The 21,588-nt window shown below is 62.7% G+C and carries 20 protein-coding genes; 6 read left to right on the forward strand and 14 right to left on the reverse strand.

What is annotated here, in order from left to right; genetic code table 11:
* On the reverse strand, nt 1-240 hold the full coding sequence (locus QCE79_RS28945; protein ID WP_309849773.1) for a hypothetical protein: 240 nt from the start codon (nt 238-240) through the stop codon (nt 1-3).
* Nucleotides 241-500: 260 nt separating this feature from the next.
* On the opposite strand from QCE79_RS28945, the gene QCE79_RS28950 reads away from it, so the two are divergent.
* The 6 genes from QCE79_RS28950 to QCE79_RS28975 all read left to right on the forward strand — a co-directional run bounded on the left by QCE79_RS28950 (nt 501) and on the right by QCE79_RS28975 (nt 11,253).
* Nucleotides 501-3,065, forward strand: coding sequence for a mechanosensitive ion channel domain-containing protein (locus QCE79_RS28950; RefSeq protein WP_309849776.1), 2,565 nt, complete (start codon nt 501-503; stop codon nt 3,063-3,065).
* A gap of 139 nt (nt 3,066-3,204) precedes the next feature.
* Nucleotides 3,205-4,356, forward strand: a complete 1,152-nt coding sequence (locus tag QCE79_RS28955) for a purine nucleoside permease (protein WP_309849779.1) — start codon at nt 3,205-3,207, stop codon at nt 4,354-4,356.
* 513 nt (nt 4,357-4,869) lie between these two features.
* Nucleotides 4,870-5,187 (forward strand): flagellar transcriptional regulator FlhD, encoded by a 318-nt coding sequence (gene flhD, locus QCE79_RS28960; RefSeq protein ID WP_244828265.1) that lies wholly within the window; start codon nt 4,870-4,872, stop codon nt 5,185-5,187.
* Nucleotides 5,188-5,205: 18 nt separating this feature from the next.
* A complete protein-coding gene (flhC, locus tag QCE79_RS28965) occupies nt 5,206-5,868 on the forward strand; it encodes a flagellar transcriptional regulator FlhC (protein ID WP_244828264.1) in 663 nt (220 codons plus the stop codon).
* Nucleotides 5,869-6,064: 196 nt separating this feature from the next.
* A complete protein-coding gene (locus tag QCE79_RS28970) occupies nt 6,065-8,449 on the forward strand; it encodes a DNA polymerase II (protein ID WP_404989429.1) in 2,385 nt (794 codons plus the stop codon).
* Between the two features lie 125 nt (nt 8,450-8,574).
* The gene (locus QCE79_RS28975; RefSeq protein WP_309849786.1) at nt 8,575-11,253 is read left to right on the forward strand and encodes an ATP-binding cassette domain-containing protein; all 2,679 of its coding nucleotides are present in this window, start codon (nt 8,575-8,577) and stop codon (nt 11,251-11,253) included.
* 130 nt (nt 11,254-11,383) lie between these two features.
* Here the strand turns inward: QCE79_RS28975 and QCE79_RS28980 are convergent, their stop codons facing one another.
* The 13 genes from QCE79_RS28980 to QCE79_RS29040 form a co-directional block, all read right to left on the reverse strand.
* Nucleotides 11,384-11,809, reverse strand: coding sequence for a hypothetical protein (locus QCE79_RS28980; protein WP_250510003.1), 426 nt, complete (start codon nt 11,807-11,809; stop codon nt 11,384-11,386).
* Entirely contained in the window at nt 11,806-13,137 is a 1,332-nt protein-coding gene (locus tag QCE79_RS28985) for a FliI/YscN family ATPase (protein ID WP_309849793.1), read from the reverse strand. Before QCE79_RS28985 ends, QCE79_RS28980 begins: the two co-directional genes overlap by 4 nt.
* Nucleotides 13,137-15,212 (reverse strand): flagellar biosynthesis protein FlhA, encoded by a 2,076-nt coding sequence (locus QCE79_RS28990; protein WP_309849795.1) that lies wholly within the window; start codon nt 15,210-15,212, stop codon nt 13,137-13,139. The genes QCE79_RS28985 and QCE79_RS28990 overlap by 1 nt, the downstream gene beginning before the upstream one ends.
* Before the next feature lie 17 nt (nt 15,213-15,229).
* Nucleotides 15,230-15,970 carry an EscU/YscU/HrcU family type III secretion system export apparatus switch protein gene (locus QCE79_RS28995; RefSeq protein WP_309849798.1) on the reverse strand — a complete coding sequence of 247 codons (741 nt, stop codon included), beginning with the start codon at nt 15,968-15,970 and terminating at the stop codon, nt 15,230-15,232.
* Nucleotides 15,971-15,985: 15 nt separating this feature from the next.
* Nucleotides 15,986-16,711: a flagellar biosynthetic protein FliR gene (locus QCE79_RS29000; protein WP_309849802.1), complete on the reverse strand. Its 726-nt coding sequence runs from the start codon at nt 16,709-16,711 to the stop codon at nt 15,986-15,988.
* A gap of 2 nt (nt 16,712-16,713) precedes the next feature.
* The gene (gene sctS, locus QCE79_RS29005) at nt 16,714-16,989 is read right to left on the reverse strand and encodes a type III secretion system export apparatus subunit SctS (protein WP_244828251.1); all 276 of its coding nucleotides are present in this window, start codon (nt 16,987-16,989) and stop codon (nt 16,714-16,716) included.
* Entirely contained in the window at nt 16,986-17,636 is a 651-nt protein-coding gene (locus QCE79_RS29010) for an EscR/YscR/HrcR family type III secretion system export apparatus protein (RefSeq protein ID WP_244828249.1), read from the reverse strand. Before QCE79_RS29010 ends, sctS begins: the two co-directional genes overlap by 4 nt.
* On the reverse strand, nt 17,633-18,616 hold the full coding sequence (locus tag QCE79_RS29015; protein WP_309849804.1) for a FliM/FliN family flagellar motor switch protein: 984 nt from the start codon (nt 18,614-18,616) through the stop codon (nt 17,633-17,635). The genes QCE79_RS29010 and QCE79_RS29015 overlap by 4 nt, the downstream gene beginning before the upstream one ends.
* Nucleotides 18,613-19,368 (reverse strand): FliH/SctL family protein, encoded by a 756-nt coding sequence (locus QCE79_RS29020; protein WP_309849806.1) that lies wholly within the window; start codon nt 19,366-19,368, stop codon nt 18,613-18,615. The genes QCE79_RS29015 and QCE79_RS29020 overlap by 4 nt, the downstream gene beginning before the upstream one ends.
* Nucleotides 19,362-19,943, reverse strand: a complete 582-nt coding sequence (locus QCE79_RS29025) for a hypothetical protein (RefSeq protein ID WP_244828245.1) — start codon at nt 19,941-19,943, stop codon at nt 19,362-19,364. Before QCE79_RS29025 ends, QCE79_RS29020 begins: the two co-directional genes overlap by 7 nt.
* A complete protein-coding gene (sctJ, locus tag QCE79_RS29030) occupies nt 19,940-20,782 on the reverse strand; it encodes a type III secretion system inner membrane ring lipoprotein SctJ (RefSeq protein ID WP_309849809.1) in 843 nt (280 codons plus the stop codon). Before sctJ ends, QCE79_RS29025 begins: the two co-directional genes overlap by 4 nt.
* Nucleotides 20,782-21,105, reverse strand: a complete 324-nt coding sequence (locus QCE79_RS29035) for a hypothetical protein (protein WP_250466923.1) — start codon at nt 21,103-21,105, stop codon at nt 20,782-20,784. Before QCE79_RS29035 ends, sctJ begins: the two co-directional genes overlap by 1 nt.
* An 80-nt stretch (nt 21,106-21,185) precedes the next feature.
* Nucleotides 21,186-21,557, reverse strand: a complete 372-nt coding sequence (locus tag QCE79_RS29040; RefSeq protein WP_244828241.1) for a hypothetical protein — start codon at nt 21,555-21,557, stop codon at nt 21,186-21,188.
* Nucleotides 21,558-21,588 lie beyond the last annotated feature (31 nt).

Here is a 21,588-nt window from a genome sequence, read left to right on the forward strand (position 1 = left end):
TCACGGCAAGTGAGCCGGCGGTCGCGCGTTGTGCGGCCTCGGTGTGACAGGCGTGTCCGGAACTTGCGTATTGCCGCGCGCGGGCACTTGCGTCACGCCCATTTCCGGCAAGGACGATGCATCGTCCGGCAATTCTGCTGAAGCCGCCGACGCCGCTCGTCCACCCCGCATGGGCGGACTTTGCGCTGCAAACAGCAGGGCAGGCGCGGCAAGTGCTACCCAGAGCACGGTCAATTTCATTGCAGGACGCGTGAGCCAGTCAGAGCGACGGTCCGGATTATCGTCGCGACGAGCTTGCGGGAGCCTGTCTCCAGAATCATTGAGTCTCGCGTTCATTTCATTCGCGTCGTTTCAATGTCTGCATATAAGCAGGCTTCATTCCGGCCCCGCGTCGAGACCCGGCCATGCCGTTACTGCGTTGGACCGGGGCATCGCGTTAGGATAGGGCGTGCGCGTCGTCCGCATCGAGTCCCAGCAATTTCGTGATTTTCATTCGACCCATGCGCAAACTCATACTCTTAGTCTGTCTGCTCGCCTTCACGAGTGTCGGCTCGCTTCTTTCGGCGTCCGCCATTGCCGCCGGTTCCGCGCAAGGCGCGTCGCAACCCGCGGTTGCGCTCACGCCGCAACAGGCCCGCGATGCCCTCGCGGTGCTCAACGATCCACAACGCCGCGCACAGGTCGCCGATACCTTGCGCGCAGTGGCGGCGGCCGGCGCGCTTGCCGCACCGACGGCCGCGAGCGCCACGGCGGCGAGCGGCGCGGAAACGGCTGCGCCTGCCTCGGGAGCGTCGGGCGTGCTTGCGAAATCGCTGACGGCGAACGGGCTTGCCTCGCAGCTATCGCATCAGGCGGGCAACTGGGTCGTTCAGTTCGCAACCGAGATGCGGCATACGCTGGCCGAGTTGCTGAACATTCGTTCCGTGGTGCATTGGTGGAGCCAGCGCATGGCGACGCCGGAATCGCGCGCGCAGTTCGGTCACGTGCTCTGGATCGTGCTCGTGTGTCTCGTGCCCGCATTTTTGCTTGAAATCGTCGGCGGCCGTCTGCTGCGTAAATCGCGTGCGAAAATCGCCGCGCGCGGTGTCGCCGATGCCGAGGTCACCGATCCCGAACTCGTGCAGAACGAACATGCGGCGGAACGCGCCGAGCACTTCGCCGAGCGCACCGGCGACGAAGCCGCGCAGCACGCAGCCGAGCGCAAGGTGGAAACGGCGCGCGGCCAGCGGCACGCGGCACGTCACTGGACCCTGTTGCAGCGTCTGCCCAATGCGCTTTTGTATCTGCTGTTCAAGTTCATTCCGCTTGGCGTGTTCATCGGCGTGGCGACGCTCCTGGTGTCCGTCTTTATCGACGACAACTCGATCGAATCGCACGTCGCGAGCGAGTTTATCGATGCCTACCTCGTCTGCCGCATCATCATGCTCGTGAGCGGCTTTCTGCTGGCGCCGCATGCCACCGGCTTGCGGCTTTTGCAGATGCGCGATCAATACGCGCTCTACACGTATCGCAAGCTGCGCAGCATGGTGATCATCGCGGGTATCGGCATCGCGCTGGCCAACGGCGCGGAGCCGCTCGGACTGTCGGAAGCGGCGCGCATCGCCATTCTGAAGATCGTCACGCTCGACATCCATCTGATGCTCGCCTACACCATTTTCGACTGCCGCAAGCCCGTGGCGGAGCGTATCCGCGAACGCATGCGCAGTCATAAATCGACCGCGCTGTTCGGTGGCTGGATCGCCGATATCTGGGCCGCCGTCGCCATCTTCTTCGTGCTCGCGCTGTGGTTCGTCTGGGCGCTGGACGTGCAGAACGGCTATCGCACGCTGTTCCATCTCGGCGGCGTGTCCATTCTCGTGCTGGTCGGCGCGCGCGTCGCGGCAATCGTCGCGTTCGGTGCGCTCGGCCGCGTGTTCCACGAAAACGATGACGACGACTTCGCGGCGAAGTCCATCGCGCATCGTCATGCTTATCGCTATTACCCGCTCTTGCGCCGCGCCGTGCAGACGATCATCGCCGTGGTGACGGTCGTGGCGCTGCTCGAAGTGTGGGGCGTGCATATCGTGCAGTTCTTCACATCGGGCGGCATTGGCAACCGGCTGGTATCCGCGCTCGTGACCATCGCGGTCGCGGCGGTGTTCGCGGTCATCGTGTGGGAGACGGCCAACGTAATGGTCGAGCAGCGTCTCGATCAATGGAACGCGAGTGGCGACCGCGTGCGCGCGGCACGCCTGCGCACGCTTTTACCGATGATGCGCTCCGCGCTTTTCATCGTCATCGCCATGGTCGTCGTGCTCACCGGTCTCTCGGAAATCGGCGTCAACACCGCGCCGCTTCTGGCGAGCGCGAGCATTTTCGGCGTGGCGCTCGGCTTCGGCTCGCAAAAGCTCGTGCAGGATTTCATCACCGGCATCTTCCTTTTGATGGAAAACGCCATGCAAGTGGGCGACTGGGTGACGGTCGCGGGCGTCTCGGGCACGGTCGAATATCTGTCTATTCGCACGGTGCGTTTGCGAGGCGGCGACGGCTCGCTGTTCACGGTGCCGTTCAGTTCGGTATCCACGGTCAACAATACGAATCGCGGCATTGGCAACGCGGCGGTGCGCGTGTCGGTCGCGCTCGGTCAGGACGTGGATCTGGCCATTTCGACGCTCAAGGAAATCGGCACCGCGCTACGTGAAGACGACGCCTTCAAGGACGGCATTCTCTCCGACTTCAGCTTCTGGGGCGTCGATGCCGTCGATGGTTCCACCGTCACGCTCGCCGGTCAGATTCAATGCCGCGACAGCACGCGCTGGCCGGTGCAACGCGAGTTCAACCGGCGCATTCTCAACGAGTTCACGGCGCGTGGGATCGAGATCGCCAATCCGCAGCGTAACTTCGTGATCGTCAACGGCACGCAGGACGCGGCGCACGATCCGGCGCATCCAGCCGACGTCGATGGTGACGCCCCCGCCGATCAGCGCGGCGAACCGTCGAAGGCGGCGCAGCATCCGACGGGCGAGGCGGCTGCCGGACAGGGCACGGCGTCCAGTGCGCCGCCGCCGCGGACATCGCAGGCTTGAGCGTTTTAAGGGTTGGCGCGGGGCTTGTTTTGTTATTGACGCTTCTATAATCGGTCGGGCCGGCCGCGCCCCTCAAAACGAATGGCAACAGGGCGCGGCTTTCTTCGAAGTTCGAACCTTATCGAGGAGCACGCCCCCCATGAACATTGCCGCCCGGTCACGTTCAAAATCCGCTTCACGCTTCCCCTCACGTTCTTCTTCACGCGCGTTAAGCACGACTGTCCGCAAGGGCCTGTTTGCGTTAGGACTCGCAAGCCTCACGGCCGCAACGGGATGCGCCTTCGCCCAACAATCCGACGATCACGACAGCGATGACCGCTACGGCGGCGGTGGCGGCGGTGGCCGTCAGGTCAAGGTGATGATCGTCAGCATGTTCGGTCCGGAAGGCCAAGTGTGGCTCGACAAGCTCGGGCCATGGCAGGCCATCAAGGTGCCGGGACTCTCGCCGGATTATCCTGAAGTCCATTGCAACCGCGACGATGTCTGTGTGATGACAACCGGCATGGGACACACGAACGCGGCCGCATCGATGATGGCGCTCGCGTTCTCGGAGCGCTTCGATTTGCGCCGCACGTACTTTCTGGTCGCGGGCATTGCCGGGATCGATCCGGCGCGCGGCACGCTCGGCTCGACCGCGTGGGCGAAATATCTGGTCGATTTCGGCATTCAATGGGAACTCGACGCGCGCGAGAAACCCGCCGACTGGCCGAGCGGTTTTCTCGGTATCAACACGAAGGGGCCCACCGAAAAGCCGCCGCTCGATTACCGCACCGAAGTGTTTGCCCTCAATGCATCGCTGACGGATGCCGCCTATGCCATCTCGCGCAACGTCACGCTCTCCGACAGCGACGACGCCAAGGTCGCGCGCGCCAAGTTCAACTACGCGCCGGCCAACCGTCCGCCGCACGTGATCCAGTGCGACACGCTCGCGGGCGATACCTGGTGGTCGGGTAAATACATCGGCGAGAGGGCACGCTACTGGACGCGCCTGCTGACCGATGGCAAAGGCATCTACTGCACGACGCAGCAGGAAGACAACGCGACATACGAGGCGCTCAAGCGCGCGGCCAGCATCAAGCGGGTCGATCTGTCACGCATTGCGGTTTTGCGCGCCGGTTCGGACTTCGACCGGCCGTACGAAGGACAAACCGCCTCCGACAACCTGTTGAACTATTCCGCGCAAGGCGGTTTCGTACCCGCAATTCAGAACTTGTATCTGACCGGTAACCCATTCGTGCAAGAAGTCGTTACACATTGGGGCGCTTGGCGTAAAGGCGTGCCGCAACACTAGTCGCGGGTGGTGCTCAAACGGCGTTGCAAACCTGTAACTGCATAATAGTAAATATTGCCACTTATGCCGCGACTCGGTAAAAACCGGATTCGCGGCATTTTTACTGATTTTTACCGCTTTCTCATCGTCTCAAAAATACTTGTGACCAGTGTCAACCGAACCGCCGGAAGCCACGTTCTTGGGGCATCGGCGATTAATCCTACAAAAAATCAGCCGTCCGTATTAAGCGCTCAATCCAAAAGAATGACAAAAACGGCGCGGTCAATATTACCGCTTTTTTAGGCGCGAAAAAGTTACCGATGCAAAGTGTTGTTTGCAACAAAATATTATTGAGATGCTCTTGCGTTCGCTTCAGAGTCTTCTTAGAATCCGTTTCACAGTGTCTGTTACAAGATGTAACGCACTGAAACAAAATCAGATGGACGTAGCCGGGCAGAGCTGAGTTCGGTGAGGCAAAAAAATATATCGGCACAAAGCCGGCGGGAAATCGGGGATTTACTGGAAGTTGCAACCATGAACGGTCGCGAAACGTTGGAATCGATCCGGGAAATCAACTTGTCGTACATCATGCTCGCGCAGCGTCTGTTGCGCGAGGACCGCGCCATCGGCATGTTCCGGCTCGGTCTTTCGGCGGAACTCGCCGATCTGTTGTCGGGCCTCACGCTCGCTCAGGTCGTCAAGCTCGCCCAGTCGGACAACCTGCTGTGCGCATTTCGCTTCAACGATCACTCGATGCTGTCGGCTTTGACGCAGCCCGCCAAGAACGCGGAAATTGCGCCGACGCACGCGGCAATCCTGCTGGCTGGCCAGCCGGCTGAACAGTTCGCTTAAGTAAAGACGGAGCGAGCCATGCTGAAGAAGAGCCTCACTGAAGATGCCCAGGAAGTGTTCCGCGCCATCGCGCTGATCGAGCTCGGTGCACGCATGCAAGTGCTCGAGAGCGAGCTGACGCTCTCGCGGGATCGCATGATTCGTTTGTATCGCGAAGTGAAGGGCGCGTCGCCGCCCAAGGGCATGCTGCCGTTCTCGGCCGATTGGTATATGACGTGGCTCGCGAACATCCACGCATCGCTGTTCTACAACACCTACACGTTCCTCAAGAACGAGGCCGGCTGCTCGCATCTCGACGCGCTGACCAAGGGGTATCGCCTGTATCTCGAGCACTGCAACCATAGCGGCGCCGAAGCGGTACTCGATCTCACCCGGGCCTGGACCCTTGTGCGCTTCTTCGACGCGGGCATGCTGCAGATGACCAAATGCTGCCGCTGCACCGGGAAGTTCGTCGCACACAAGCATGATTTGCAGAACAACGTGGTGTGCGGGGCCTGCCAGCCGCCGTCACGCGCGGGGAAGACCAAGAAAGCGGCGGCCGCTAAACAGGCCATTCAAGAAGCCGCGCTGGAGGCTGTGTCTGTCAAGAACGAAGTGCCAGCCGAGCTTGAAGAACTGGTACTCGACAACGTAGCGGCTTTGCAGCCGCAACGGGCTGGCCTGGTCGCACAGGCCGCTTAGGCGGTAGCGGCGCTGAACTGATCCTCCGGGGGCCGTCCGGAAGGACGGTGGACAATCAGCATGCCGCTACCGCTTTTTACTTTTCTGGTTCTCGTAGCTGATTTTCATCTCGATGCCGGCGCGCTGACTCCATGGTCATCGCGCCGTTCGTTTTTTTAGCTCGCCATTAAAATACTTCGATTGCATGCCTTGCCGCATGCGCTTTTCGAAGGGACGGGCTTTGTCATCCGCACAACAGGGATTTTTGCTGACGCGCCACTGGCGCGATACGCCGGCCGGCACGGAGGTCGAGTTCTGGCTCGCCACCGATGACGGCCCACGCAAAATCCGAATCGGCGCGCAGACGCCTGTTGCATTCATCCGCGCCGAAGATCGAGCGAAAGCGGAGCCGCTCGTCGCGAGCGTGCGCAATGCCGAACTGCGCGACTTGCAGCTCAAGGACTTTCGCCAAAAACCGGTATTCGGGCTGTACTGCGCACAGTATCGGCAACTGCTGGCGCTCGAAAAAACCCTCAAAAATGCGGGCATCGTTGTCTATGAGGCGGATATTCGGCCACCCGAGCGCTATCTCATGGAGCGCTTCATCACCGCGCCCGTGACCTTCGAAGGCGAAGCGCGCGACAGTTACATCTTCAGCGAACTCAAGCCTGCAACTTCGTATAGGCCAAACCTCAAGCTGGTTTCGCTCGATATTGAAACGAGCGTTCGCGGCGAACTCTATTCGATCGCGCTCGAAGGCTGCGGCGAGCGACAGGTCTATATGCTCGGCCCGGCCAATGGCGCCGATGCATCCGTCGACTTCGACCTCGACTACTGCGCAAGCCGCGCCGACATGCTGTGCCGCTTCAACGAGTGGATGGAGCGGCACGATCCGGATGCGATCATCGGCTGGAACGTGGTGCAGTTCGATCTGCGTGTGCTGCAGAAACACGCGGACGATTACGGCGTGCCGTTACGTCTCGGCCGCGATGGCAGCACGGTGGAATGGCGCGAGCACGGCATCAAGCGCAATCATTTCTTCGTTTCGATTGCGGGGCGGCTCGTGATCGACGGCATCGAGTCCTTGCGTTCGGCGACGTGGAATTTTCCGTCGTTCAGTCTCGAATATGTCGCGCAGTCGCTGCTCGGCGAAGGCAAGGCGATCGACACTCCCTATGCACGCATGGACGAAATCGAGCGGCGCTTTCAGGAAGACAAGCCGGCGCTCGCGCGTTACAACCTCGTCGATTGCGAACTCGTGACCAAGGTCTTCGACAAGACCGAACTGCTGCCGTTTCTGCTCGAACGCGCAACCGTTACGGGTTTGGCGGCGGATCGCAGTGGTGGATCGGTGGCGGCGTTCACGCATCTATACATGCCGCGCATGCATCGGCTGGGCTTTGTCGCACCCAATCTCGGCGATGTCCCCGAGGAAGCGAGTCCCGGCGGATTCGTCATGGACTCGCGGCCCGGTCTTTACGATTCCGTTCTTGTGCTCGACTACAAGAGCCTGTATCCGTCGATCATCCGCACGTTTCTGATCGATCCGGTCGGGCTCGCGGAAGGCATGCACGAGACCGATGAAGCCGCTACCGTGCCCGGTTTTCGCGGTGCGCGTTTCGCGCGCGAGAAGCATTGTCTGCCCGCTATCGTCGAGCAAGTGTGGGAAGGTCGCGAGGCGGCGAAGCGTCAACGTAACAAGCCGCTTTCGCAAGCGCTCAAGATCATCATGAATTCGTTCTACGGCGTGCTGGGTTCGAGCGGTTGCCGCTTCTTCGATCCGCGCCTTGCGTCATCCATCACCATGCGCGGACACGAAATCATGCACCGTACACGCGAACTGATCGAAGCGCGCGGCTATGGCGTGATTTACGGCGACACCGATTCCACCTTCGTGTGGCTGCGCCGTGCACGCGACGAAGCAGATGCTGCGCGTATCGGCCGCGCGCTCGTCGAGCATGTCAACGAATACTGGCAAGGTCATTTGCGCGAGACCTTCGGACTCGAAAGCGCGCTGGAGCTTCAGTACGAAACGCATTACCGGCGCTTTTTGATGCCGACCATTCGCGGCGCGGAAGAAGGCAGCAAGAAGCGTTACGCCGGTTTCACGGCGCGCGCGGACGGCAGCGAGGAGATCGTGTTCAAAGGTCTCGAAACGGTGCGCACGGACTGGACGCCGCTCGCGCAACGTTTCCAGCAAGAGCTTTACATGCGTATCTTCAAGGGCGAATCTTATGCGGACTATGTGCGCGATTACGTCGAACGCACGCGACGCGGGGAGCAGGACGAACTGCTCGTCTATCGCAAGCGCCTGCGCCGCAGCCTCGACGATTATCAGCGTAACGTTCCGCCGCATGTACGCGCCGCGCGCAGTGCCGACGAACACAACACGCGCCTCGGACGTCCGCTTCAATATCAGAACGGCGGCTGGATCAGCTATGTGATGACGCTCGCCGGTCCCGAGCCGGTGGAAGCGCGCCATGCGGCCATCGACTATGAACACTACGTGACGAAGCAGCTACAGCCGATTGCCGACGGCATCCTGCCCTTCCTGCGCGAAGACTTCGATACTTTGATGTCGGGGCAAGGCGCGCTGTTTTAGCCGGTTCATGCGGGCGCGTTCCTTGCTGCCGTATCTCCCCGAAGTCCGGCAAGAGAACGACGGACCGCGCCGCGTTTAACCGCTCTCAAGGCGCCTTCCTCCCTCAACTTCCGGGATGGTTGCATATGTCGACTGCATCAAGCGAAATCAGCCGCTCGCAATTGCGTAACCGCATTACTGGCGATCTCTGGCAGGCAATCTGGAAATTTCGCGTACAGACGCTCGTCGCGGTGACGTTGATGATCGCGTCGCGCCTCGCTGTGGTGTCCGTGCCGCTGATGCTGAAGCACGTCATCGACGAGTTCAGCCGGCCCACGGCGAACCTCGTGTTTCCGGTGTTCGTGATCCTCACTTACGTGCTGATGCGTTATCTCGGCGACGTGCTGAACGAAGCACGCGACGTGGTGTTCAGCATCGTCACGCAACGCACGGTGGCGTCATTCACGGAGCGTACGTTCGCGCATCTGCATAACATGGGTGCGCGTTTTCATGCGCAACGCGAAACCGGTGGCGTGGTGCGCGACGTGCAGAAGGGCGCGGACGGGATTGGCTTCTTGCTGGGCGTGGCGATCTTCACCATCGTGCCGACACTGATCGAAATCGGCACCGTCGTGGCGATCATGGTGAGCCAGTATGCATCGACTTTTTTGCTGGCGATTGGCGTGACCTTCGTGTGCTATGCGGTCTATACGTTCATCTTCACGCGCTATCGCATGCGCTTTCAGCGCGCGGTCAATCGGCTCGAAGCAAAGTCCGACAGCCGTCTCGTCGATAGCCTGCTCAACTACGAAACGGTCAAGCTCTTCGCAAGCGAAGAGGTCGAACGCGGCCGGCTTTCGAGCGTGCTCGAACAATGGGTGCATGCACGCACCGCGAATCAACGCGCGTTGACCATTCTGCATGTCGGGCAAAGCACGATCATCGCGGTGGGCATTGCGGCGGTCATGCTGCTTGCCGCGCAACACGTGGTTTCGGGAACGATGAGCGTCGGCGATCTCGTGCTGGTGAACGCGTACATCGTGCAGGTGTGCTCGCCGCTGAACACGCTCGGTTTCGTGTTTCGCGAGACCAACGATGCAATCGTGAACGTCGAACGCATGTTCGAGATTCTGCTTGCGCGCGGACGGCGTGGCGAGGATATCGACGAACAGGACGCGAAGCCGCTCGTGGTGAGCGCGGGCGAGATCGAGTTCCAGCACGTGGATTTCGGCTACGATCCGGCGCGGCAGATCCTGCGCGATATCGACTTTCGCGCACACCCGGGCAAGAAACTCGCGGTGGTGGGCGGCAGCGGGTCGGGCAAGTCCACGTTGATGAAACTACTCTTCAGGCTTTATCAGCCGACGGCCGGTGTGATCACCATCGACGGACAGAATCTCGGCGAGATCACGCAGAAGAGTCTGCGTGAAGCCATTGGCATCGTGCCGCAGGATACGGTGCTCTTCAACGATACGATCGCCTACAACATCGCGTATGGCCGCCCATCGGCGACGCGTGCCGATGTCGTGCGTGCGGCACGCGCGGCGCAACTCGACGGCTTCATCGAACGCTTGCCCGATCACTACGAGACGCGTGTCGGCGAACGCGGTGTACGGCTGTCGGGCGGCGAGCGGCAGCGTATTGCAATTGCGCGCGCCATTCTGAAGGACCCGCGCATCATCGTATTCGATGAAGCCACGTCCGCGCTCGATACTCGTTCGGAACGCGCAATTCAGAGCGAACTGGACCGGCTCGCGCAAGGGCGCACCTCGATAGTGATCGCGCATCGGCTCTCGACCGTGGTCAATGCAGACTGGATTCTCGTGATGGAGCACGGGCGAATCGTTGAGCAGGGGCAGCATGCTGAATTGATCGAACGCGCGGGCGTCTATGCACGCATGTGGTCGCTGCAATCGCAGCAAGGCGAACTCGCGCACGCGCAACGCAAAGTATCGTCGCAACCGGTGGGACTCGGCTCGTTGATCGCGGGCGTGGTGGATGGACTGCACGAAGAGATCATCGAGCACGGCGTGCATCTCTTCACGGTGACGACAGAGCCGGATCTTCGCGTGACGGGCGATCCCGGCGTGCTGCAGTTCGTGATCGCCGATCTGTGCCGCACGGAAGTTCGCGCGGCAACGCGCGGCGCGCGTGTCGAACTGCGAGTGGAGCGCGAAGACAATCAGGTGCGCTTGTGCGTGCTCGGCCCGGGCAATAAGCCCGCGCCGCTGACCGAGGAACAGGCGGCGCGGCTCGAAGAGGCGCTTACCAGCACGGGCGGCAGTTTCACGGTGAATTACGTCGATGGCCATCTCGCGTATGTCGCCGTCATGCCGTTGCGGCCTGTCGTCGAGGCCGACGATGCATCGACATTGGCCGAGCCGAAAGCGACCGTTGCCGACGCGCTCAACGGCCTTTCGATCATGGTGCTCGACGATCAGGAAGATGCGCGCGAAGCGCTCGAAGCGGTTCTGGAAACGGCTGGTGCGCAGGTGCGGTTGGCCGCGTCGGGAACGGAAGCGCTCGACTGGCTTGAGGTGACGCCTGCCGAGGCGTGGCCGAATGCGTTTCTATGCGACATCGTGCTTGGCGAGGAAGACGGCTATCAAGTGCTGCGTCAAGTGCGCGAACTCGAAGCGTCGCGGCGGGTGTCGCTGGATCGGCGCATGCCGGCAATCGCATTGACGGGACATACGCAGACGGATGACCGCTTGCGCGCGCAGCTTGCGGGCTTCCAGTTGCACATGACGAAGCCCGTGCCTGCGGAAAAGCTTATTGAAGCGATTCTGCAAGTCGCCGCGCGGCTGGAGCGCGCGGGGCGTTGAGCGCGTTGGCGCGCGTCAGGCACGCTTCGATCGCGTCGTGAGCCCGAGCGCTCTGACATAGCCCGCGGCGTCTGGGCGATGAGACGCGATTGCACGAGGGTCGTCGGCCATGCTGGCCGCGCCGATCGGTTCATGGATCGTCGTCGTCGTCCTTAAAGCAGGCTAGCGCCGCTCTTTCATGGGCGCGTGCGTCGTCGTGCTTCTTTATGTCACGCTGCAAGGCGGACATGGCGGAACGGACGTTCGCCTCGGCGCGCAGCAACAAGGCTTGCGCCTGCAAGACCGACGCGTTCAGCGCCGCTGCCTGAAGCCGATGCGCGTGTAAAGCGCCTCGCCATGTCGCAGCACCGCCATGCTCGTGCGAGCACAAGGCGAGTAGGCGCGGCAGTTGTGCGGCATGGTTGCGCAGCAGTTCCGTGCGACGGGCTACTTCGTCTCGTGCCTCGCATGCGGCCTGTCGCGCCTGCGCGAGCGTTGCCTCGCCGCGCCGCACCCGCAGCCCGCGTACGCGCGCAAGCACCGCCCAGCGACGCAGATCTCCGGCGCGGCCCGTCACGTGGATGTGTCGGCGCCTTCGCCGAGCGCCTGCAATGCCGCGATTGTCTTATCGAAAGCGACGTGGCTGTCATGACGCTGCCGAAGGAAGGCCGTAATGGCCGGATGACGGTCGATGGCCCGGTCGCTCGCGGCATCGCTGCCGCGCCGGTATTCGCCTATCTGGAGCAGCAGCTCGACGTCCCGATACCGCGCGAGCCACTTACGCACGCGCTGGGCGCATGCGCGATGCGACTCCCCGGCGACCCGCGTCATGAGCCGGCTCTTGCTCTGCAAGATATCGATGGCGGGATAGTGTCCCGCGGCGCCTAAACGCGACGAGAGCTGGATATGACCGTCGAGCAGCGATCGCGCTTCTTCCACGATGGGATCGGCGAGATCTTCGTCCTCGGCAAGCACGGTAAAAAACGCAGTGACGCTGCCACGACCGAGCAGGCCGCCCATTTCGACGATTCTCGGCAGTTCCGCGAACACGCGTGGCGGATAGCCCCGCCGCACGGGCGGTTCGCCCACGGCGAGGCCGACTTCGCGCAGAGCGCGCGCGTAGCGCGTCAGCGAGTCGAAGAGCAGCAGGACGTGGCGACCTTGAGAACGCAGCGCTGCCGCGATCTCGCAGGCTAGCCGCGACGCGCGGATACGTTCGGCCGCTGGACGATCCGATGTCGACGCGACGACGACAATCCGCTCGCGTTCATGCAGATGGTCATGCACGAACTCATTGACCTCACGCCCACGCTCCCCGACGAGCGCGATCACGATGGCATCGGCTTGTGCGCCGTTCGCGATCATGCCGAGCAGCGTGCTCTTTCCGCCGCCCGCGGTTGCGAAAATGCCGACACGCTGTCCAACCCCGCAAGTGAGCAATCCGTCTATCGCCCTGACGCCGGTAACGAAGGGTTGCGCGATCAACGGGCGGTCGAGCGGATTGATCGCGGTCGTTGCGTCGAAGCGCGCGCTCGCATGGGCAAGCGGCGCGGGCGGCCCGCCATCGAGCGGCTTGCCGAGGCCATCGAGAATGCGCCCTTGCAAGCGCGTTGCATCTAGCCGATTCCAGTCGAGCCCGCATCCCTCCACGCGCGTGATGTCGGAGAGTCCCGCGAGTCCGGATAGCGGCATGACGAGTGCGCCGTCCGGAGCAAAACCGACTACTTCGCCTGTTTGCTCCTCGAGTGTGTCGGGCCGCACGAGTCGCACACGTTCGCCGATTCGCAGCGACGCGCCCACCACGCGGACGATCACGCCACGCGCCTCCACCACGCGGCCGTGAAGCGTCGGTCTGGCCATCAAGCTGCCGACCGGCTTTGCGTCTTCATCAGTCGTCTTGCGCATTATGGCCTCGTGAAGGTAACCGAAGCGTTGATGCGGTAGACGTCGCGCGGAATCTCGTCTATGGCGAGCACATCCATGCGGATGCCGATCGCTCCCAGCACCTGCGCTAAATGCGGCCGTAGAATCGCCGATGTGAGCAGCAGCCTCACGGGCGTGGCCGCACCGCTCAAAACGCGGCGCAACGTATCCAACTGCATGAAATCGAGCGGGCAATATGGCTCGCCGTCCGAGCCGTGGCGAATGCTGGCTTCGAGCTCGTTCTCCCACTCGGCTTCGAGCACGCCGCCGCGAATCTCCCAGGTATCGAGGTTCGCATGGGTACGCGCGATTTGATGGCCGAGTTCGATACGGCTTTCGCGCACCATGCGTTCGAGCGTTTGTTCGTTTGCGGACACGCGCAGAATGGCTTCGAGGATGCCACGCAGATTGCGGATCGACACGCGTTGCTGCAGCAACTGCCGCAGCACGGCCGCGAGCCGGGCTGTCGTGATCCGTTGTTCGATCTGCGCGACGAGTTCGCGAAACTCGAGGCTCAGACGATTGAGCAGAAAGCGCACCTCTTGCGTGCCGATCAGGCGCGGTGCGCACCGCTCGAATATTTCGATGAGGTGTTGAGCAAGGACGTCGTCGGGCGTGGCGGTATTCAGAACGGAGGCATCGAGCGACGCGGCGGCGCCGGCCGCGATCCACACTGACTTCTCGAATCCCGGTCGATACCCCGACGGGCCTTCGGCCGGCACATCCGCCGGGCGTCCGCTCGCCAGGACGTGCTGGGGCATGAGCGTGCCGCTCGCGAACGGTACATCGTCGACATCGATGATGTAGCGCTCGGCGGCGAGCCGCTCGTCGATCACGACGGCAAGGCCGGGAAAGGGCAGGCCGAAGCGCGTGTTGAGATGATGGCGCAGCGTGCCGAGCACGCGGTTGAACGCATCGCGCGGCACGGCTTTGAAGGCATCGTTGCCAAGTCGAAGGCGCAGCACGGTGCTCGTTCCAACCTCGGCCTCGTCGAGCAAATGGGGCATGTACCGGCTGCCGTCGCGCGCAAGCGCGGGCATGGGAGCGCGTGCCTCGTCGCGCGCCCGTTGCGCCGCGCGCATGAGCACGAAGCCAAGTCCTCCGAGCAGCGCGGCCAGCAGCGCAAACTGCGCATGCGGAAAGCCGGGAATGAGCGCCAGTGCCGCGCAGCACGCGCCCGCCATGACGAGTGCGTGAGGCCGAAGCGTCAATTGCTCGTAAAGGTCCGTGCCGAGATTGGTGGCGCCGCTCGCGGGCGATACTCTCGTGACGAGCAGACCGGCCGCGATCGACACGACGAGCGATGGTATCTGCGAAACGAGGCCATCCCCGATAGTCAGGATCGTATAGACCTGCAAGGCGTCGCCAAACGGCATGCCGCGCTGCCCGATGCCAACCGCGAGCCCGCCCACGATATTCACGAGCGCGATCACGAAACTTGCAATGGTGTCGCCCTTGACGAACTTCATGGCGCCGTCGAGCGATCCGTAGAAATAGGTCTCGCGTTCGAGTCCGGCGCGCAGCAGCGCTGCCTGCTCGGCGGTGATGAGCCCGCTTCGCGAATCGGCGTCGATACTCATCTGGCGTCCTGGAATGCCATCCAGCGTGAAGCGCGCCGCGACTTCCGCGATGCGGTCCGCACCCTTCGCGACCACGATGAACTGAATCGCACAGAGCACCAGGAAGACGACGATGCCGACTGCGACGTTGCCGCCCGCGACCAGCTCGCCGAAAGCCTGGATGATTCGCCCGGCGTGCGCCTGGAGCAGGATCATCTTGGTGGATGCGATGGCCAGCGCGAGACGCAGCAGCGTGGTCATGAGCAGAAGCGCGGGAAAGCCCGGAAGATCCGCCGCGCGCGACACGTAGATCGTGGAGAACAGCATGACGAAACCCGCGCAAAAGCTCATGCCGATGAACAGATCGAGCAGGAACGGCGGGATGGGCAGAATCAGCAACGCCAGCACGCTGATGAAACCCGCGGCTGCCGCGATGTGTGCGTGGCGCGCGATCTGGCGGGGCAAGCTGACAAAGAGAGGAACGGATGGGCGGTTCATGATTCCGGATTCGGGGTTTAACGGTTCAGATCGCGATGAAGCGCGCGTCGCCGGCCTTTGACGTAGGGGTCGCCGTGTTCGTCGCGGTATTCGCGTTTGAGTTCTTCCTTGTCCATGCGCAAACGGCGCTTCCTCAGCACGTGCTGCATGGCATAGTCGGCTACCGCGGGCGCGGCCTGCGAGAGCGCAACCAGCGCGAGCAGACGGGAATGGCTGAGAGACGCGAGCGCAAGCTGGGATAGCGGATCGAGCGAATACGCCGGCTCGATCTGCACGAGCCATTCTGCCGTCACACGCCAGGCCACGAAGATGAGCACGGCGAACTGGAACAGCATCAGTACGGTCTCGAACGCGACCTTCAGGCCGAACAGATTCTTCAGCCCTTCCACCGGGTTCAGACGCTTGAGATCGGGCGCAATCCGCCTGAACGACACGAGTCCACGCGTTTGAACGAGTTCAGGTATGACGTTGGCAAGCATGCCGGCACCGAGCATGATCAGCGCTCCCTTGCCCGGTTCGAGCAGCGCATTCAATACGGCCTTGAACTGCCACGCGAACGACCGGCTGGCGTCCAGTCCCGACACGGCGTCGATCATGTGGACGAAACTGGAGAACGTGTGTGGCGCTTCGAATGCCAGCAGCAGCGACCACAGCGCGGCGCTCATCGCGGTGCTCAAATGGGCGCTCTTCGCAATGTCGCCGTCGGTTCGGGCGCGCAGCAGCCGGCGAGGCGTGGGCTTTTCGGTTTTGTCGCTCATATCGACCGGTGCCTCCTATTCGAGATTCAGCGAGACGGCGAAGATGCGCGCGAGTCGATCGAGGATCGCTGGAACGCACGCCATCAGCGCGAAGGAGAGCACCATTGCCTTGAACGTACGCGCAGTGGAAAACGGATTGAGACGCTTTGCATGCCGCGACGCGAGTCCGAGCGAAACGTCGGTGAGCAGCATCAAGGCGAGTAACGGGGCCGAAAGCTGCAAGCCCTGCGCTAAAGACTGCGGCAAACGCGTTTCCGAGAACATGGTGAGGAGGCGCGCGAATCCACCGGGATACGGACCGCCCGGTGGCCAGATCGACCACGCGTCGGCGAAGACTCCGCACAGTGCGACAAGACCGTGGCCCGTAAAGAGCGTGAACGCCGCGAATTGAGTGAAAAGCGTTTGAAACGCGGCGGATTCTTGCTGAAAGTTCGGGTCATAGACCGCGCCCACGCTATAGCCGCCTTGTTGATCCAGGAGAGCGCCGGCCGTGGAGGCCGCATGAAAGACGACGCCGAAACCGAGTCCTAGCAAAAGACCGATGCCAGCTTCCATGACGCTTGCCGCAAGCGGTTCGTGCGGCAATCCCGCTTGCGCGGGCAGCACCGCGAACATCAGCACGAGCGGAGCACGCAGTGTCACACCGAGCGCTCCGTCGTTACCAAACGGAATCAGGGCGAGCGCCACGGCTGGACGAATCATGCAGAATGCGAAGCCGCTCAATTGATCGAGGATGTTCATGGTCAATGCGTGCGGCCCGAGGCGATCATCGTGAAGATATGGCTCAAAAGACGCGCGACTTCCCGGTTCGCCCACGGCGCCGTCACGATCAGCACGAGTCCGACGCACACGATCTTTGCACCGTACGGCAGACTTTGATCTTGGATCTGCGTGACCGATTGCAACAGACCGAGCAAAAGACCGACCGCGGTCGCGACGGCGAGCATTGGCAACGAAAGCCAGAACACGAGCAACAGCGCGTCGGTTGCGAGCGAGGTAAGGGAAGGAAGCGAATTCACTTGGCGTAACCGAGAATGAGTGCATGCATGAGTCTGGGAATGCCGGAGGCAGCCACCAGCACGAAGAGCTTGAGTGGAATGGAGACGGTGCTCGGCGACAGCATCATCATGCCCATGGCGGTCAGCACGTTCGCGACCACCAGATCGATGACTAAAAAGGCGATATAGAGCAGGAAGCCCGCTTCGAAGCCGCTCGAAATCTCGCTGATCAGAAACGCCGGAACGAGCAGCGTGAAGTCGCTTTCTTGCGCGTCGCGAGCGGGATCGGTGCGCTTTGCTGCGTCGAGCAGGAACGCACGTTCTGCCGGGCGCGAGTGCGCCAGCATGAATTCCCCGAGCGGTCCACGAACGGCGTCGATCATCTGCGGGAGGGGCGGCAATTGCCCGCTTTCGACGCGCTCGTCGAGGGAGAGCGCGTCGCCGATAGCGTGCAGGGTAGGCGCCATCACGACCAGTGTTGCCGCGAGCGCGAGACCGGATATCGCCAGGTTGCCGGGCGCTTGCTGCACTCCGAGCGCGGAGCGCAACAGCGTAAGGACGATGCTGAACTTCGTGAACGAGGTGCACATGATGACGACGAGCGGCGCCACGCTCAGTAGAAAGAAGACGCCGACGAGCTGCAGTTGCCCGGTTTGCGCTCCGATCATGACGCGACATCCGGATGGGCGGATTGCAGCACGCTCGTGATCCGCACGGCCAGCACATCGTCTATGTTCACCAGTTCTCCCTTGGCGAAGGGCAATCCCTGGCACAACAGCGTGACCGAGCGCTCGCGCACCGAAAGCTGCAGCGACACCAGCGAACCCTGTCGCAAGCGGCTGAGTTCGTATAAGGACAGGCGCATCGAGCCGATCACGGCGTCGAAGGGAAAGGTGAGGGCTTCGACCGGAATGAATTCGCTGGTCAGTTCGGATGGCTGATTGTCTTCGTTGAGAATGGGGCGATCTAGCACGATCTGATCTCCAAGAGTTTTCAAGAGAATGCGCTGCGTGCCGTTGCGAAGGGGCAAGCGCAGGTATTGAACCGATTTGTCGAGCACCAGCGCGTCACCGGCGCGAATGCGCCGCAAACGCAAGAGCGTGAGCGTTGGCCCGGCGACGCAGACCGGAATGCTGACGACGATCTGGCGCGCAAGCGCGCTCGAATTGCACTGCGGATCAGGCTGGCGCCGCAGCCAGCGATCCACCGCCTCGCAGTGAAATGACAGGCTCGCCGTGCGTCCGCTTTGGACGTGCGTAAGCGCGAGGCCATAGGCGCCCGGCGCGGGCGACGCGTCATAGGAAACGCCGGTTACATCGAGCGCGAAGCCGAATGCGCCTTCCAGCGCGCAAAGCCAGTCCTCGCACGCGTCGGCAATCAGCTTGTAGGCGAGCTTCCCTGTCTTTTCCAGACTCTGGCGCGAAAGTTCGGGGATAAGCGCCCGCGCATCCAGATCGAGTACCAGCGGCTGACCGCAGGCCATGCCGTGCAGCCGCAGCGGATAGTGCGAGCGACACGGCTCGAACGCGAGCGTGTAGCGCCGATGGCCTACGCTCACTGGCACGTCGGAGCCGAAATGCAAGGCAGCGATGTTCTGCCGCTCCGCCTGTTCACGTGTGAGCCGTTCGAGGCCGACGAACGGATTCATATCGCGGCGCCCCCGTTCGTGGCATTGCACGCGATCCAGCCGGCCGGCGCGGCATCGCGGGAAAGGACGTCGAGCGTGTCGCGCAGTCCTTGCTCGATGACCTCGAATTGCCTGAGAAGACGGTCGTCCAGGCGCGTGTATTCGTCGAGCACGGCGGCGATCGCATCGCGGATGCCGCGTTCGAGTGCGGCGAGCTGCTGCCGCAAGCTGCCATCGATTACGCCGATATCGGTTTCGACCACGCACGAACGCGGCGGCAGATCGGCGTCGCCAAGAACGGTGATGAGCGTCAGGCCCAGCTCGTCTTCCATCGCGCTGACTGCTTGCCTGGCTTCCTCGTAATCGCATGCCGAGACGCGCACGGAGAGCGGCCGTTGCCCAGGCGCCGCTTGCAGACTGCGGCGAAGTTGATTCGGAAAGATCGCGCCGGCAGGCATGTCGCCGACGACGTCGCGTACGGCCTCGACGACGATCTTCACGAGGCGATCGTTCAAGCCACGAAGCGCAAAGGCGGCCGCGGCGGCCGGCATGGCGAGGTCATGCACCGCCGCCGCGCGGCCCGCGATGAAACCGCGTGCGAGCGCCTGCCGTCTGACACGCCGGGCGCGTTGCGCGAGGTCGGCTGCCTCTTGCCTCGCGCGTTGGGCATTCACGCGCTGCAGCGCGGGCAGGTCTTGCAGCAAGGCGAGATCGTTGGCGCAAATATAGCCGTCCGATTCGACCCGCCAGTCGGAAACTCGCCAGATCAGCATGGCCGCCTCTCTGTGTCGAGGAGTTGCAGTGCATCGCCGATCAATTCGAGCGCCGCTCGCGCCGACACGAAAGGCAGGCGCCATTGCGCCGCGGCCGTGGCGTACTCGCACGGCAGGCGCACTTTCATCCACAGCCGTTGTGCGTGGCCGCTCGTCGCCCGCAGTGCGAGCGCGATCCCGGCTATGCACAGGCTGCGCCGGTTGAAGAAGTCGACAGGGGAGTCGAGCCTCAGGTCGGGCTGCTGTCCGCGCCGATGGCACTGGAGCCGCGCGAGCGGCGGCAAGCCCACCGCGCCCGAGAACTGCGTGTGCGCGGCGGCGCTCACGAGAAGGCGCAGCGAGCGCGCGCACGCCAGCGCGGCGCACAGGCGCAAGAGTCGTCCGCACGCCGGGCGCGCGAGCGGCGCGGCGAACCACGGCAATTGCTTGGCGCCGGCCTCGGCGAGCGTCGGAAAGCGCGCGAAAAGATGCAAGGCGGCTGCGGCGCGGGCGCGCTCGCTGCGTGCGGGCGTGGCTCGTCCGCACCAGCTGTGATGCGCCCAGCCTGCGACGTCGAGAATGGGTAGGGATTTCATGTGCGGTCTTTGCGAGAATGGGAGGAGTCGTTGGCGGCTGCGCCCGGCTTCGGCTTCGCCGGCACGGCCTGGCGGGTCCGCCGCCTGAAAAACGTCACACCGGGTATGCGTATCCGCGGCAATGCGCGAATGCCCGAATCCCACACCCAGACGGCCAGGATCAACAGCAGCGCCATGACGGTCAGAACGATGAGGACACGCTCGACCTTGCGCTGATCGGCAAGCGGTGGCGGACAGTGGCCCGTCTGCGCGCACAGATCGATTTGCGTGACGACCGGCATGACGGGAACGAGCGTCACGTAGACCTTGTCTTGCGTGAGCCCCTGCACCGCGCCGGCGACGAGCGCGCGGATCTTCTCGCGCATGGGCTCGAGATTCGCGTCGCTGCGATATCGCACCATGACAGACGCGCTCGGCAGCATCGGGGGGCCGAGTAGCGGATCTCGCTGCGGATCGACGATATGCACCCGCGCCACCAGCACGCCGTCGATCGTTTCGAGCGTGGCGGCCAATTCTTCGGTGAGACCATAGACGTAGCGCACGTGGTCTTCTTCGGGGCTCGAGATCAATCCCTGGCGGCTGAAGAGTTCACCGAGATTGGCATGACTGGCGTGGGGCAAGGCATACGCGCCGGTCAGCTCGGTCGCGGTGACGGCTTCGTCTTCATCGACGGATACGGTCCACGTCTTGTCGGCGTTGCGCTCCTTCGAGCTCTCGACACCGTGTTGACTGAGGACCGCGACGATGCGGTTGGCCTGGTCCTCGTCCAGCCCCTCGTATAACGAGGTCTTGCATGCGCCGAGCAGGACGAGCGGCAGAAGAATGAGCGCGCGACGCATTACGTTCTCTGAGTGATGGATTGGATGGCGCTGCCTACGCTCTGGGCAAGATGCGACAGCGTAATCAGCGTGACCGAGTAATCGCTGACGGCGGCTTGCAGCGTGAGCATCTCGCCTGTCGTAAGCGGCCGTCGGCGGGTGGGATCGAGCAACGCGCCGAGGGGCGCGGCCGCTCCTTGCAAGGCGAACTGAGCTTGCTCGGCAAGGCGCGTGATCCCTTCGCCTCCCGTGCCGGCATCCAGTTGCGCCGGTGTGGCGGCGATCGCTGGCGGCGTCGCGTCGACCTGAAAAGATTGGATGGCAACTGCTTGCGAAAGCATCATCGTGAATATTCTTGGTTGGACAGGAAAATCCGGCGCGCGGGAGCCCCCGCATTGGAGGCCCCGCCGGTGTGTGCGTTGGCTTACTTCGTGTTCTGCGCGACGGATTTGTGTGTTTCCGCCAGGCTGCTCAAGATGGACGTCCCTTGTTGCAATGAAGACGTGTACTCGCCGACCTTCTTCTGCATGTCGAGCATGCTGGCGCTGCCCACGCCTCCGGCTCCGCCTTGCCCTCCTTGACCGTTTTGGCCGCCTTGCGCGCTCTGCGCGCTAGCGTCTTGCTCCGATTGATTGATCGACTGGGCCTGCTGTTGCAGGTTTCGCTTGACGGCGTCCGCCACGCTTCCGAGCGACAGCGTGCCGTCGGGTGCGATCATGCTGCCGCCCTGGGCGCCGCCCATGCCATAACCGAACATGGCAGGGGTGTAACCGATATTTGCCGCTTGCATCGACATATTCTGCTTTCCTATATAAGTGATGGCGCGC

It is taken from the genome of Caballeronia sp. LZ003 (assembly GCF_031451465.1).
Classification (GTDB): domain Bacteria; phylum Pseudomonadota; class Gammaproteobacteria; order Burkholderiales; family Burkholderiaceae; genus Caballeronia.